Genomic DNA, 13,767 nt, shown 5'->3' on the forward strand with positions numbered 1-13,767 from the left:
GATTGCGGGAGAGGGAGCACACCGTCAGCCGCGTTGCGTTGAATCGGTTCGTCAAGCGCGACCCCGCTTGTCAGACCCCCACCGACACCCGAACCAGCCCCCACCGCCTCCACACCCGGCAACGCTGCGCAGTATGATGCCCAGGTCTCCCTCCGCGGGAGCATCGCGGCCGCGCGCCGGCCGCAGTGCATCAGGAGGCACGCTTGGACACGACCCGGCAGCTACCCGATTCCGCCCGCCCCGGCGACCTCATCGTCGCCCGGCCGGAAGGCCTCTATTGCCCGCCCGGCGACTTCTACATCGATCCGTGGCGCCCGGTCGAGCGCGCCGTCATTACCCACGCCCACTCCGACCACGCCCGCTTCGGGCATGCGCACTACCTGTGCGCGGCGCCCGGCCGCGGCGTGCTGCTGGCGCGGCTGCCCGGCATCCAACTCGATACCCTGCGCTACGGCGAACGCATCACCCACCACGGCGTCACGCTGAGCCTGCATCCGGCCGGGCACGTGCTGGGCTCCGCGCAGGTGCGGCTGGAGCATGGCGGGCAGGTCTGGGTGGCCTCGGGCGACTACAAGCTGGAAGCCGACGGCACCTGCGACCCGTTCGAGCCGGTGCCCTGCGACACCTTCATCACCGAAAGCACGTTCGGCCTGCCGATCTACCGCTGGCCGCCGCAGGCGACGCTGATGGCCGAAATCTTCGACTGGTGGCAGGCCAATGCCCGTGCCGGGCGCGCCAGCGTCGTCTACGCCTATACCTTCGGCAAGGCGCAGCGCATCCTGCATGGCCTGCTGCGGCATGCCGGCGCCGATGGCATGCCCGGCCCGGTGATCGTGCATGGCGCGCTGACGCAGCTCAACGCCGCCTATGCCGGGGCTGGCGTCGCGCTGCCGCCCACGGCACTGGTCTCCGAACTGCCCGCGCGCAGCCCGCTGCTGCGCCAGGCGCTGGTGGTGGCGCCGCCGTCGGCGCAGCGTTCGCCCTGGCTGCGGCGTTTCGGCGATGCCTCCGACGCGTTCGCCAGCGGCTGGATGCAGCTGCGCGGCACGCGCCGGCGGCGCGGCGTCGACCGCGGCTTTGCGCTGTCGGACCATGCCGACTGGCCCGGGCTGCTGCAGGCGATCAGCGCCACCGGCGCGGCCCGCATCATCGTGACCCACGGCAACGTGCCGGTGATGGTGCGCTATCTGGGCGAGCGCGGCTGGCAGGCGCAGGCCTTCGATACCGAGTACGGCGACGACGATGAAGCCGCGCGCCCGGACCCGGCGGTGTCCGCCGAAGCGGGCCAGGAAGCGGGCCAGGAAGAGGGCCACGAAAAGGCCGCGCCATGAAGGCCTTTGCCGACCTCTACGCCGCGCTCGACGGCACCACGTCGACCAAGGCCCGGCTGGCCGCGCTGGTCGAATACCTGCGCGTCGCGCCGCCCGAGGATGCCGCCTGGGCGGTCTATTTCCTGGCGGGCGGCAAGCCGCGCCAGATCGTGCCGGTATCGCTGCTGCGCGACCTGGCACGGCAGGCCGCCGACCTGCCCGACTGGCTGTTCGAGGAAAGCTACCAGGCGGTCGGCGATCTTGCCGAGACCATCGCGCTGCTGCTGCCGGAGCCGCGCGATGCCGACCACGCCGGCCTGGCGGAATGGGTCGAGCAGCGGCTGCTGCCGCTGCGCGGGCTGCCGCCGGAAGCGCTGATGCCGCGACTCGATGCGCTGTGGCGCCCGCTCGATGCGCATGGCCGGCTGGTGCTGTTCAAGCTGATCACCGGCGCGTTCCGCGTGGGGGTGTCGCGCCTGCTGGTCACGCGCGCGCTGGGCGAGGTGGCCGGCATCGACCCCAAGCGCGTGGCCGAGCGCATGGTCGGCTACACCGATCTCTCGGCGCGCCCCGACGCGGCGCGCTTGCTGGCCCTGCTGGCGCCCGAGGAAGAAGACGACCGCGCCCTGCGCGCCGGCGGCCAGCCGTATCCGTTCTTCCTGGCCCATCCCCTGCAGGCCCCGGCCGAGCAGTTCGACACCGTGCTGGGCGCGCCCGGCGCGTGGCTGGTGGAATGGAAGTGGGACGGCATCCGCGCCCAGCTGGTGCGGCGCGGCGGCCAGACCTGGCTGTGGTCGCGCGGCGAGGAACTGATCACCGAGCGCTTCCCGGAACTGCAGCAGGCCGCCGCGACGTTGCCAAACGGCACCGTGCTCGATGGCGAGATCGTGATCTGGCAGCAGGGGCGCGTGCAGCCGTTCGCGTTGCTGCAGCAGCGCATCGGCCGCAAGACGCTGAGCGCCAGGCTGCTGCGCGAAGCGCCCGCCATCCTGATGGCGTACGACCTGCTCGAGTGGCAGGGCGAGGACTGGCGTAGCCGCCCGCAGGCCGAGCGCCGCGCGCGGCTGGAACAGGTGGTCGCCGCGCACGTCCACCCCGCGCTGGAACTGAGTCCGCTGGTCGACGCCGACAGCTGGGAACACTATGCCCGCCTGCGCGACGCCTCGCGCGAGCTGGGCGTGGAGGGCTTCATGCTGAAGGCCGCCGGCGCGGCCTATGGCGCGGGCCGCACCAAGGACGTGGGGGTCTGGTGGAAGTGGAAGATCGACCCGTACTCGGTCGATGCCGTGCTGGTCTACGCACAGCGCGGCCACGGCCGCCGCGCCAGCCTCTATACCGACTTCACCTTCGCCGTCTGGAACGGCCCGCCCGGAACGCCGGGGCGGGCGCTGGTGCCGTTCGCCAAGGCCTATTCCGGGCTGACGGACGCCGAGATGCGCGCGGTCGACGCCATCGTGCGCCGCACCACGGTCGAGAAGTTCGGCCCGGTGCGCAGCGTGGAGCCGACCCAGGTGTTCGAGCTCGGCTTCGAAGGCATTGCCCGCAGCGGGCGCCACAAGAGCGGCATCGCGGTGCGCTTTCCGCGCATGCTGCGCTGGCGCACCGACAAGCCGATCGACGAGGCCGACACGCTGGCCACGCTCGAAGCGATGCTGCCGGCCACCGGCGCGCCGCGCGAGGATGCGGCATGAACCCGCCCCGTGGCGCAAGCCGGCAAGCGACGGCGGCGGTCGACCCGGCCCTGCCCGACCCGCCCGCGTTGACCGTGGCCCAGGGCATGCAGGCGCTGTTCGACGCGCGCGGCTGGCAGCCCTTCGCCTTCCAGCGCGAAGTCTGGACCGCGATCGCGCGCGGCCAGAGCGGGCTGCTGCATGCCACCACCGGCACCGGCAAGACCTATGCGGCGTGGCTCGGCGCGCTGATGGCGTTTGCCACGCCGCGCGCGGCCCCGTCGCACGGCAAGCCCGCGCCGCCGCTGACCGTGCTGTGGCTGACGCCGATGCGCGCGCTGGCGGCGGACACCACGCGCGCGCTGCAGGCGCCGCTGGCCGAGCTGGACCTCGACTGGACCGTCGCGCTGCGCACCGGCGACACCGGCAGTGCCGAGCGCGCGGCGCAGCAGCGGCGCTTGCCGACCGCACTGGTGACCACGCCCGAAAGCCTGACGCTGATGCTGACCCGTGCCGACGCGCACGACACCCTGCGGCGCGTGCGCATGGTGGTGGTCGACGAATGGCACGAGCTGCTCGGCAACAAGCGCGGCGTGCAGGTGCAGCTGGCGCTGGCGCGGCTGCGGCAATGGCAGCCCGCGCTGATGGTGTGGGGGCTGTCGGCCACGCTCGGCAACCTGCCGCACGCGGCCGACGTGCTGCTGAGCGGCGTGCCCGGCGAGCGGCGCGTGCTGGTGCACGGCCATACGCCGAAGACCCTGGTGATCGATACCCTGCTGCCCGACAACGCCAGCCGCTTCCCGTTTGCCGGCCACCTCGGCCTGTCGATGCTGCCGCACGTGGTCGAAGAACTGGCGCACGGCGGCACCACGCTGGTGTTCCTCAATACGCGCTCGCAGGCCGAGCTGTGGTACCAGGCGCTGCTCGACGCGCGCCCGGACTGGGCGGGCGAGATTGCCCTGCACCACGGCTCGCTCGACCGCGCGGTGCGCGAATGGGTCGAGCTGAACCTGAAGAACGGCGCGCTGCGCGCGGTGGTGTGCACCTCCAGCCTGGACCTTGGTGTCGACTTCCTGCCGGTGGAGCGCGTGCTGCAGGTCGGATCGCCCAAGGGGGTGGCGCGCCTGCTGCAGCGCGCCGGGCGCTCCGGCCATGCGCCCGGCCGCGCCTCGCGCGTGACGGTGGTTCCCACGCACAGCCTGGAACTAGTCGAGGCCGTGGCCGCGCGGCATGCGGTGCAGGCCGGCCGGATCGAGGCGCGCGAGTCGCCCGACAAACCGCTCGACGTGCTGGTGCAGCACCTGGTCACGGTGGCGCTGGGCGGCGGCTTCCGGCCCGAAGCATTGCTGGCCGAGGTGCGCTCCGCCTGGGCCTACCACGGCCTGACCGGCGAGGAATGGCAGTGGTGCCTTGACTTCGTGCGCCAGGGTGGCGCCACGCTGACGGCGTACCCGGATTTCCGCCGCGCGGTGCCCGACGACGAAGGCGTCTGGCACGTGCCGGATGCGGGGCTGGCGCGGCGCCACCGCATGAGCGTGGGCACCATCGTCAGCGATGCCACCATGCAGGTGCGCTACTGGAGCCGCGCGGGCAGCGGCGGCGCCTCGCTGGGGTCGGTGGAAGAAGGCTTTATCGCGCGGCTCGCGCCCGGCGACTGCTTCCTGTTCGGGGGCCGGCTGCTGGAACTGGTGCGGGTGCAGGAGATGACCGCCTTCGTGCGCCGCGCGAGCGGCCGGCGCCCGGTGGTGCCGCGCTGGAACGGCGGCAAGATGCCGATGTCGACCGAGCTGGCCGAGGCCGTGATCGACACGCTCGCCGCCGCCGCGGCGGGCCGGCTGGATCCGCGCGACACCCCCGAGCTGCCGCTGATCCAGCCGCTGGTGGACCTGCAGGCGCAGTGGTCGGCCCTGCCCACGCGCCACACCCTGCTGGCCGAATCGCTGCATTCGCGCGAGGGCTGGCACCTGTTCCTCTATCCGTTTGCCGGCCGCTCGGTCCACCTTGGCCTGGGCAGCCTGCTGGCATGGCGGCTGGGGCAACAGGTGCCGGCCACGTTCTCGGTGGCCGTCAACGATTACGGGCTGGAACTGCTGGCGTCGGCGCCGGTGGACTGGGCCCGCTGGCTGCCGCAGGTATTGGCCGACGAGCGCCGGCGCGACCTGGCCGCCGACGTGCTGGGCAGCCTCAACGCGGGCGAGCTGTCGTTGCGGCGTTTCCGCGAGATCGCGCGCATTGCCGGGCTGATCTTCCAGGGCTACCCCGGCGCGCCCAAGAGCGCGCGCCAGCTGCAGGCGTCGTCCAGCCTGTTCTACGAGGTCTTCCGCAAGCATGACCCCGGCAACCTGCTGCTGGGCCAGGCCGAACGCGAAGTGCTGATGCAGGAGCTGGACGCGCATCGGCTCGCCGCGACGCTGGAGCGGCTGGCGGCGCTGAAGCTGGACCTGCACGCGCTGAAGCGGCCCACGCCGCTGTCGTTCCCGCTGGTGGTGGAGTTCCTGCGCGAGAAGCTCAGCACCGAGAAGCTCGCCGACCGCATCGCCCGGATGCTGGCCGACCTGGAACTGGCGGCCGGACCCGAGCCCGGCGAAGCCGCGGGCATGCCGGCCGAAGCGACGGCCGATGCCGTTGCCGAGGCCGCGCGCTTCGGCATGGCCGACCATGCCGGCCCGTCCGCCAGAACACCGCGCCGGGCGCGCCGGCCACGCAAGCCGTCGAAGCCGTTGCCGCTGCTATGACGCCCGACGCCCGCACCTTGCAGCAGGGCGGCGCGACGGCGGTGGCGGTCGCCGGCGAAACGCTTTGGCTGCTGCCCGAACATGCGCTGTGGTGGCCGGCGGCCCACATGCTGATGGTGGCCGACGTCCACTTCGGCAAGGCCGCGGCGTTCCGCGCGCTCGGGCAACCGGTACCGCACGGCACCACCGGCGACAACCTGTCAGTGCTGACCCGGTTGGTGCGACAACTGCCGGTCGATGAACTGGTATTCCTCGGCGACTTCCTGCACGCGCGCGCCGCGCGCACGCCAGCGGTGCTGCAGGCGTTATACGACTGGCGCCAGGACCTGCCGGCGCCGTTGCGCTGCACGCTGGTGCGCGGCAACCACGACGCGCGCGCCGGCGACCCGCCCGCGTCGCTCGGCATTGCCGTGGTGTCCGAGCCCGCGGTGGCGGGCCCGTTCGCGCTCTGCCATATGCCCGGCACGTCGCCGCTGGGCTATGTGCTGGCGGGCCATCTGCACCCGGCCTGCCGGCTGCGCGGCAGCGGCGCCGACAGCCTGCGCCTGCCCTGCTTCCTGTTCGGGCCGCGCGGTGCCATCCTGCCCGCGTTCGGCGCCTTCACCGGCCATGCCACGGTGCGGCCGCAGGCCGACGAGCGCGCCTATGTGGTCGGCGGCGGCAGGGTCTGGCCGGTGGGCACGGGGCGTCAGAACAACGTATAGCCGCCGTCGATGACGAAGGTATCGCCGGTGTGGTAGGCCGAGGCCGGGCTCATCAGGTAGACCGCGATGCCGGCGAAGTCGCTGCCCTCGCCCCAGCGGCGCATCGGCACGCGCTTGTGCACCATCTCCTGGAAGGCATCGTTGCCCTGCGCCGCGCTCGTCATCTCGGTCTTGATCCAGCCCGGCAGGATCGAATGGGCGCGGATGCCCTTGCGCGCATACTCGACCGCGAGCCCCCGCATCATCGAGATCACGCCGCCCTTGGTGGCGGCGTAGTGCTCGGCGCGCGGCGCGCCTTCGATGGCGGCGACCGAGGCCGTGCTGCACAGCACGCCGCCGTCGCCCTGCGCCAGCATCTGCCGCACCGCCGCGCGCAGCGTGAAGAAGGCGCCGTCCAGGTTGACGCGCAGGGTCCGGCGCCAGGCCTCGGTGGCGATCTGGTCGAACGGTGCCTTGCTGCCGCTGCCCACGCCGGCGTTGGCAAAGCAGCCGTCGAGGCGTCCCAGCGCCGCCACCGTGCGCATCATTGCGGCGTCGACCGCCTGCTCGTCACCGACGTCGCAAAGCTCCGTATGCACCTTGCGCCCGTGCCGGCCCAGCCGGTCCGCGGCGGCGGCGTTCTTGTCCGCGTTGGTGCCCCAGATCGCGATATCGGCACCGGCCGCGGCCAGCCCCTCGGCAATGCCCAGGCCAATGCCGCCGTTACCGCCGGTCACCAGTGCCACCTTGCCGGTCAGGTCGAACGGATGCGTGCTCATGTCTGTCTCCTCGGATGGTTTTGTCGCTGTCTTGGCCGGACATTGTTGGCAAGACAGGCGCAAAAACTCGTCGTCGGAACAGATGAAATTGACCCAGCGGAAGGGGAAATCAGGGAAGCGGGCGTGGCGCCGCCACGCCGCACTGCAGCAAAGGCATCCTGCGATGCCGGCGGTACGCGCATGCCGCGGCGATTGCGCCGGCGGCGCGGCGCGGCACGCTACGCGATGTGGTCTAGCGCAAGCCGAAGAAGCTGAGTACCGCGAGAATGATGACCACGGCTCCAACAAGCCAGACGATATTCATGACAGCTCTCCTTGTCCCAAAGGTCCCGACGCGGCCTCTACCGACGCCTTGTGGCGGGTGGATGGTCGACCCGGTCACATGACTCTCGGGCCAGCGATATACCCATCGCTGCTGGAACTACCGCAACATCCGTGCCTTGCGATCCCGGCGCGGCGGGTGGCGCATCGTTGGCGGCTCCGCGCCCGGGCACCTGCCGCTGGCGCCACGACTCCATGGATTACAAAGAAAACCCGCGCCTTAATTACAAAGGCATGACATGGCGGCCGGCGGCAGCGTCGGCAAGGCAGTTGCCTGGCGGGGTGGTCCGTCATGCGGCACTCCGTCCTGCGCACCGCGATATGAGTGCTGTCCTCCGGATCGGGCACCCGATGGCGCACCGGGGCCTGGCCGCCGATCTGGTCACGAGTGGCGCTATCATGGCCGCCTCCCCATACTCAGGTTGCCAGTCATGGACAAGGCCCGAGTCCTCACCCTCTTCCTCGGCGTGGTGCGCGCCGGCAGCTTCCGGCGTGCCGCGGTCGAGGCCGGCGTCACCCCGCAGGCGGCGAGCAAGGCGGTGCGCACGCTCGAGGCCCACCTGGGCGTGCGCGCCTGCTGCACCGGACCACGCGCAAGCTCAGCCTGACCGAGGAAGGCGCGCGGCTGTTCGAACTGACCGCCCCCGGCATGCGCCAGCTCGACGAGGCGCTCGAGCAGGTGCGCGCCAGCCGCGGCGACGACGACGGGCTGATCCGCCTGACCGCGCCGCCGTCGCTCGGCAGCCGCGTGCTGGTGCCGCTGGTCAAGGGCTTCCGCGACCACCACCCCGGCATCGGCTTCGACGTGGTACTGAGCGACCTCTTCACCGACCTGGTCGAAGCCAGGATCGACGTCGGCTTCCGCGTCGGCACCAGCCCCGGCCAGAACCTGGTGGCGCGGCGCCTGTGCGACCTGCCGCTGGTGATCTGCGCCGCGCCGGATTACCTGGCGCGGCACGGCGAGCCGGCCACGCTCGACGCCCTGATGCGGCATCCGTGCACCGGCTTCCGCCGTCCGGCCACCGGGCGCATGGTGCCATGGGAATTGCAGGTCGACGGCAACCTCGTGTACCAGGAGATACCGGCCGTGGCCAGCTTCAACGATGTGGAGGCCGAGGTCGAGGCGGTACGCGCCGGCATCGGCATCGGCCAGCTGCCCGCCTACATGGTCCATGCCGACCTGGTCAGCGGGCGCCTCCGGGCCATCCTGCCCGGATACAGCAGCAGCCAGGTCGGGCTGTACATGTACTACCCGCACCGCAGCCAGATGCCGGTGCGGGTCCGGCGCTTCATCGACTTCGTGGTGGCGGCCTCGCGCGGCGCGGAACAGTCGTTGTCGCGGCTGGTAGGGCTGGTGGATTAGGTCTTCCGTTGCGGACTGGTGGCATGGTGCCCGAAGCCAAGCGGCTGGCCTGATTGGCAACTATCGGTTGCCATTGAAGCGCTATTGCTGCGTCTAGTGTTGCGGGCTGCGCCAGCCTAAATTTGTCTCCGTGGCCCCCGCCATCCGACATCGCAGTCCAACACCAAGCAACCGCAAAGGAGATTCACCATGTCCACCACCCAAATCCAAGCCATTCCCACCCACCCCGCCGGCACCGGCGCCAAGGTCTGGTTCATCACCGGCGCCTCGCGCGGCTTCGGCCTCGAGCTGACCCGCGCCGCGCTGGCCCGCGGCGACCGCGTCGTCGCCACGGCGCGCAACCCGCAGGCCGTCATCGGCGCCGTGGGCGAGCATGAACACCTGCTCGCGGTGGCGCTCGATGTCACCAGCGAAGACCAGGCGATCGCTGCTGCCGCGGCCGCGGTGGCGCGCTTCGGCCGCATCGACGTGCTGGTCAACAACGCCGGCTACGGCCTGCTGGGCGCGGTGGAAGAGGCCTCGGCCAGGGAGGTCGAGCAGCAGTTCGCCACCAATGTGTTCGGCGTGCTGGCAGTGACGCGCGCGGTGCTGCCGCAGATGCGCCGCCAGCGCAGCGGCCATATCGTCAACATCTCGTCGATCGGCGGCTATGCCGCGTATCCGGGCTGGGGCGTGTACGGTGCCACCAAGTTCGCGGTCGAAGGGCTGACCGAAGCGCTGTCGGCCGAGCTGGCGCCGCTGGGCGTCCGTGCCACAGTGGTCGAACCGGGCTTCTTCCGCACCGATTTCCTCGATGCCAGCTCGCTGGTGCGCGTCGGCACGGAGATCGGCGAGTACGCGGAGACGGTCGGCGCGATGCGCGCGCACATGGCCTCGGCCAACCACCAGCAGCCCGGCGATCCTGCCCGCCTGGCCACCGCCCTGCTCGCGCTGGCCGACAGCGATAACCCGCCGGTGCGGCTGCCGCTGGGTTCCGACACGGTCGCGCGCATCGCCGACAAGCACCGCAAGGTGGAAGGCGAGCTGGCCGCGTGGCATGCGCTGGCGGTGTCGACCGACCACGCCGACGCGCGCGGCTGAGCCTGCGCGGCACACGGTTTGCTGCACTGCAGTCAAGCCCGTGCGTCTCCAAAAGCGGCCGGCGGAGAGCCGGCCGCTTCACTTGCAGTCACCCTTGCGTCGGGCATTGCACGGTATCGGCACGCATATATGTCGCTTCCGCCGAATTTCGCCAATAATGCCCTGAGAGTCATTGCCGGACGAACCGAGAGCCACCATGCACGAGAGTCCCGATGCCATCCGCACTGTCGCCCTGCTCGGGCACGCAGGAAGCGGCAAGACCTCGCTCGCCGAGGCGCTGCTGCACAAGGGCGGTGCGGTGCACACGCCTGGCAGCGTCGAACGCGGGTCCACCGTGTGCGACAACGATCCGCTCGAGCGCAAGTACAAGCGCTCGCTCAGCGCCGCGGTCGCCCACCTGGACTACCGCGACACCCGCATCTACCTGATCGACACCCCGGGCTACCCGGATTTCTCCGGGCACGCCATCAGCGCGCTGGCCGCGGTCGAAACCGCGGCCATCGTCATCAATGCGCAGACCGGCATCGAAATGACCACGCGCCGCGCCATGGCGTGGGCGCAGGCGCGCCAGCTGTGCCGGATGATCATCATCAACGGCATCGACGGCGAGAAGGTCGACCTGCCCGCGCTGCTGGCGGAGATACAGGAGGCCTTCGGCAAGGAATGCCTGCCCATCAACCTGCCTGCCGACAGCGGCGGCAAGGTGGTCGACTGCTTCTTCAATCCGGCCGGCGAGTCGGATTTTTTATCGGTGGCGTCCGCGCACGACGCGCTGATCGACCAGGTGATCGAGATCGACCCCGAGCTGATGGAGCTGTACCTGGAGCAGGGCGAGGCCATCACCCCCGAGCAACTGCACGCGCCGTTCGAGCGCGCGCTGCGCGAAGGCCATCTGGTGCCGATCTGCTTTACCTCGGCCGTCACCGGCGCCGGCATCGAAGCGTTGCTGGACGTGTTCGTGCGGCTGTTGCCCAACCCCACCGAAGGCAACCCGCCGCTGTTCTACCGCTCCACCGGCGCGGATGCCGAGGGCACCGAACAGCGCCAGGCGGTGCGCGCCGAACCGGTGCCGGACAAGCATGTGCTGGCGCATGTGTTCAAGGTGGTGATCGACCCCTATGTCGGCAAGCTGGCGATTTTCCGCATCCACCAGGGCACGGTCACGCGCGACAGCCAGCTCTATATCGGCGAAGGGCGCCAGCCGTTCAAGGTGGCGCACCTGCTGCGGCTGCAGGGCAAGGAGACCCAGGAAGTGCCGCGCGCCGGCCCCGGCGATATCTGCGCGGTGGCCAAGGTCGATGAACTGGGCTTCGACGCGGTGCTGCACGACGCCACCGAGGACGGCAACATCCACCTGACGCCGCTGGAATTTCCCACCCCCATCTATGGCCTGGCGATCGAGCCGGCGCGGCGCGGCAACGAGCAGCGCCTGGCAGAAGTGCTGCACAAGCTCAGCGCGGAAGACCCGTGCCTGCGCGTCGAGCATCCGGCCGGTACCAACGAGACCGTGGTGTTCGGCCTGGGCGAGTTCCACCTGCGCTGCGCGCTGGAGCGGCTGACCGATCAGTACAAGCTGGAAGTGGCAACGCGCCCGCCCAAGATCGCCTATCGCGAAACCATCGGCGGCAAGGCCGAGGGCCATCACCGGCACAAGAAGCAGACCGGCGGCGCCGGGCAGTTCGGTGAAGTGATGCTGCGCGTCGAGCCGCTGTCGCGCGGCGAAGGCTTCGACTTTGTCGATGCGGTCAAGGGCGGCGCGATTCCGGGCCAGTTCATTCCCGCCGTGGAAAAAGGCATCCGCCAGGTGCTCGACAGCGGCCCGCTGGCGGGCTTCCCGATGCAGGACGTGCGCGTGACCGTGTACGACGGCAAGAGTCATCCGGTCGATTCCAAGGAAGTCGCGTTCGCTACCGCCGGACGCAAGGCCTTTATCGACGCGGTGCTCAAGGCCAGGCCGAGCGTGCTCGAGCCGATCGTCGATATCGAGGTCACGGCGCCTGGCAGCGCCATGGGCGACATCATCGGCGACCTGTCGACCAAGCGCGGTCAGGTCCATGGCACGCGCACCGCGGCCGGCAATACGGTGATCGTCGCCGGGCAGGTGCCGCTGTCGGAGCTGAACGACTACCAGTCACGGCTGAACAGCATCACCGGCGGGCATGGCAGCTACACCATCCAGTTCAGCCACTACGACAACGTGCCGCCCGCGCAGCAGGAGAAGATGGCGGCGCGGCACAAGGCGCAGCCGGATACGGACTGAAGGCCTTACGCCGAAGATTTACGCGCACAATGCCGCGGGTGTGCTCCCTCTCCCCCAAGCAGGAGAGGGAATACACAAGCGGTTGACGGGAGACAAAGCAAGTTCAATACGTCTCCAGATGCAAGCGCCCCTCCCGCTTCAACCGCTCAGCCACCCCCTCCCAATTCAACCCCGCCTGCTGCGCCACATCGCGCAGCGCCAGCACCACGCCCTCTTCCATGCTCTTCAGCCCGCACACATAGAAGTACGTGTCAGGGCTGGCCAGCAGTGCCGCCAGGTCCGCCGCGCGCTCGCGCATCAGGTCCTGCACGTAGCGCTTCGGCTGCCCCGCCGTGCGCGAGAACGCCAGGTTGATGTCGATGAAATCCTTGGGCAGCTTCTGCAGCGGACCGAAATAAGGCAGTTCCTCCTGCGTGCGGGCGCCGAAGAACAGCATCAGCTTGCCGCCGTCGAACTTGCCCGCCTTGCGCAGGCGCCGGCGCCATTCGGTCATCGCCCGCATCGGTGCGCTGCCGGTACCAGTGCAGATCATCACGATGTTGGAGCGCGGATGGTTGGGCATCAGGAAGCTGGCGCCGAACGGGCCGATCACCTCGACCTTGTCGCCCACCTTCAGGTCGCACATATAGTTCGAGCCGACACCGCGCACGGGATTGCCGTCGTGGTCCTGCAGCACGCGCTTGATGGTCAGCGACAGGTTGTTGTAGCCCGGCCGCTCGCCGTTGCGCGGACTGGCGATGGAGTACTGCCGCGCATGATGCGGGCGGCCGCTGGCGTCGGTGCCAGGCGGCACGATGCCGATCGACTGGCCTTCCAGCACCGGGAACGGCGTGGTGCCGAAGTCCAGCACGATGTGGTGGGTGTCGTAGTCGCGGCCCACCTCGGTCACGCGCACGTTGCCGGTGACGGTGGCGGTGATGGTCTTGGTGGGCGCCTTGGCGCCATACAGGTTGGTGTAGGCATGCGCGGCGGACCACGGCGGCACGGTGGCGCCGTAGCGGGCGCTGTTGAAGGCCTCCTCGGCGCTGCCGGCCAGCGGCGATGCCGTGGGAACCTCCGGCGCTGCCGGCTGCAGGCCGGCGCCAGGGGCCATGTCGGCGAGCTGCTCCGGCGACAGTTCATCCGGCAGCGCGTCCCAGGTCAGCTGCTCGTCGACGCTATAGGCGCGCAGCTTCGGCACGTCGCGCCAGTTGTCGATCGATCCGGTCGGACACGGGGCAATGCAAGCCATGCACAGGTTGCACTTGTCGGCATCGACCACGTAGTTGCGCGAGTCATGGGTGATCGCGCCCACCGGGCAGGTGGCTTCGCAGGTGTTGCAGCGGATGCAGATCTCGGGATCGATCAGGTGCTGCTTGATGACTTGAATTTCTGCCATGTCCATGGCGGTCTCCAGAATCAGAGGGCAACGCGGGGACTGCGCTCGGGCTTGCCAAGGCCCGTCGCGAACGCTCCCCTCTCCCGCGCAGTGGGAGAGGGGTGGGGGAGAGGGCCGGAGTGTCCACGAAGTGAAGCGCGTCGGTATGCCAGCGCCTGCCCTCTCCCCTGCCCCTCTCCCGCAAGCGG

General features: G+C 70.3%; 8 protein-coding genes and 1 pseudogene. 7 read left to right on the forward strand and 2 right to left on the reverse strand.

Going from position 1 to position 13,767, the window contains the following annotated elements:
- The first annotated feature begins 203 nt into the window (after positions 1-203).
- From CBM2588_RS23875 to pdeM, 4 genes are read left to right on the forward strand one after another with little or no spacing between them, the layout of a single operon-like run.
- Complete coding sequence (locus CBM2588_RS23875; protein ID WP_231942258.1) at positions 204-1,331, forward strand: ligase-associated DNA damage response exonuclease; 1,128 nt, start codon at positions 204-206, stop codon at positions 1,329-1,331.
- Positions 1,328-3,001, forward strand: coding sequence for an ATP-dependent DNA ligase (locus CBM2588_RS23880; protein WP_115682798.1), 1,674 nt, complete (start codon positions 1,328-1,330; stop codon positions 2,999-3,001). Before CBM2588_RS23875 ends, CBM2588_RS23880 begins: the two co-directional genes overlap by 4 nt.
- Entirely contained in the window at positions 2,998-5,715 is a 2,718-nt protein-coding gene (locus tag CBM2588_RS23885; RefSeq protein ID WP_172583657.1) for a ligase-associated DNA damage response DEXH box helicase, read from the forward strand. Before CBM2588_RS23880 ends, CBM2588_RS23885 begins: the two co-directional genes overlap by 4 nt.
- Positions 5,712-6,419 (forward strand): ligase-associated DNA damage response endonuclease PdeM, encoded by a 708-nt coding sequence (pdeM, locus tag CBM2588_RS23890; RefSeq protein WP_115682799.1) that lies wholly within the window; start codon positions 5,712-5,714, stop codon positions 6,417-6,419. Before CBM2588_RS23885 ends, pdeM begins: the two co-directional genes overlap by 4 nt.
- On the opposite strand, the gene CBM2588_RS23895 is transcribed toward pdeM, so the two are convergent.
- On the reverse strand, positions 6,404-7,177 hold the full coding sequence (locus tag CBM2588_RS23895; RefSeq protein WP_115682800.1) for an SDR family NAD(P)-dependent oxidoreductase: 774 nt from the start codon (positions 7,175-7,177) through the stop codon (positions 6,404-6,406). The genes pdeM and CBM2588_RS23895 overlap by 16 nt on opposite strands.
- Positions 7,178-7,929: 752 nt before the next feature.
- Between CBM2588_RS23895 and CBM2588_RS23900 the strand changes: the two are divergent.
- From CBM2588_RS23900 to fusA, 3 genes and pseudogenes are all read left to right on the forward strand, one after another.
- Positions 7,930-8,861, forward strand: a pseudogene (locus tag CBM2588_RS23900) (LysR family transcriptional regulator).
- A gap of 189 nt (positions 8,862-9,050) precedes the next feature.
- On the forward strand, positions 9,051-9,941 hold the full coding sequence (locus CBM2588_RS23905; RefSeq protein WP_115682801.1) for an oxidoreductase: 891 nt from the start codon (positions 9,051-9,053) through the stop codon (positions 9,939-9,941).
- Between the two features lie 196 nt (positions 9,942-10,137).
- Complete coding sequence (fusA, locus tag CBM2588_RS23910) at positions 10,138-12,201, forward strand: elongation factor G (RefSeq protein ID WP_115682802.1); 2,064 nt, start codon at positions 10,138-10,140, stop codon at positions 12,199-12,201.
- A 103-nt stretch (positions 12,202-12,304) separates the two neighbouring features.
- Here fusA and boxA read toward each other — a convergent pair whose 3' ends face one another.
- Positions 12,305-13,585 (reverse strand): benzoyl-CoA 2,3-epoxidase subunit BoxA, encoded by a 1,281-nt coding sequence (gene boxA / locus CBM2588_RS23915; RefSeq protein WP_115682803.1) that lies wholly within the window; start codon positions 13,583-13,585, stop codon positions 12,305-12,307.
- Positions 13,586-13,767: the final 182 nt, after the last annotated feature.

The sequence above is a fragment of the Cupriavidus taiwanensis genome (assembly GCF_900250075.1).
Taxonomy (GTDB): domain Bacteria; phylum Pseudomonadota; class Gammaproteobacteria; order Burkholderiales; family Burkholderiaceae; genus Cupriavidus; species Cupriavidus taiwanensis_C.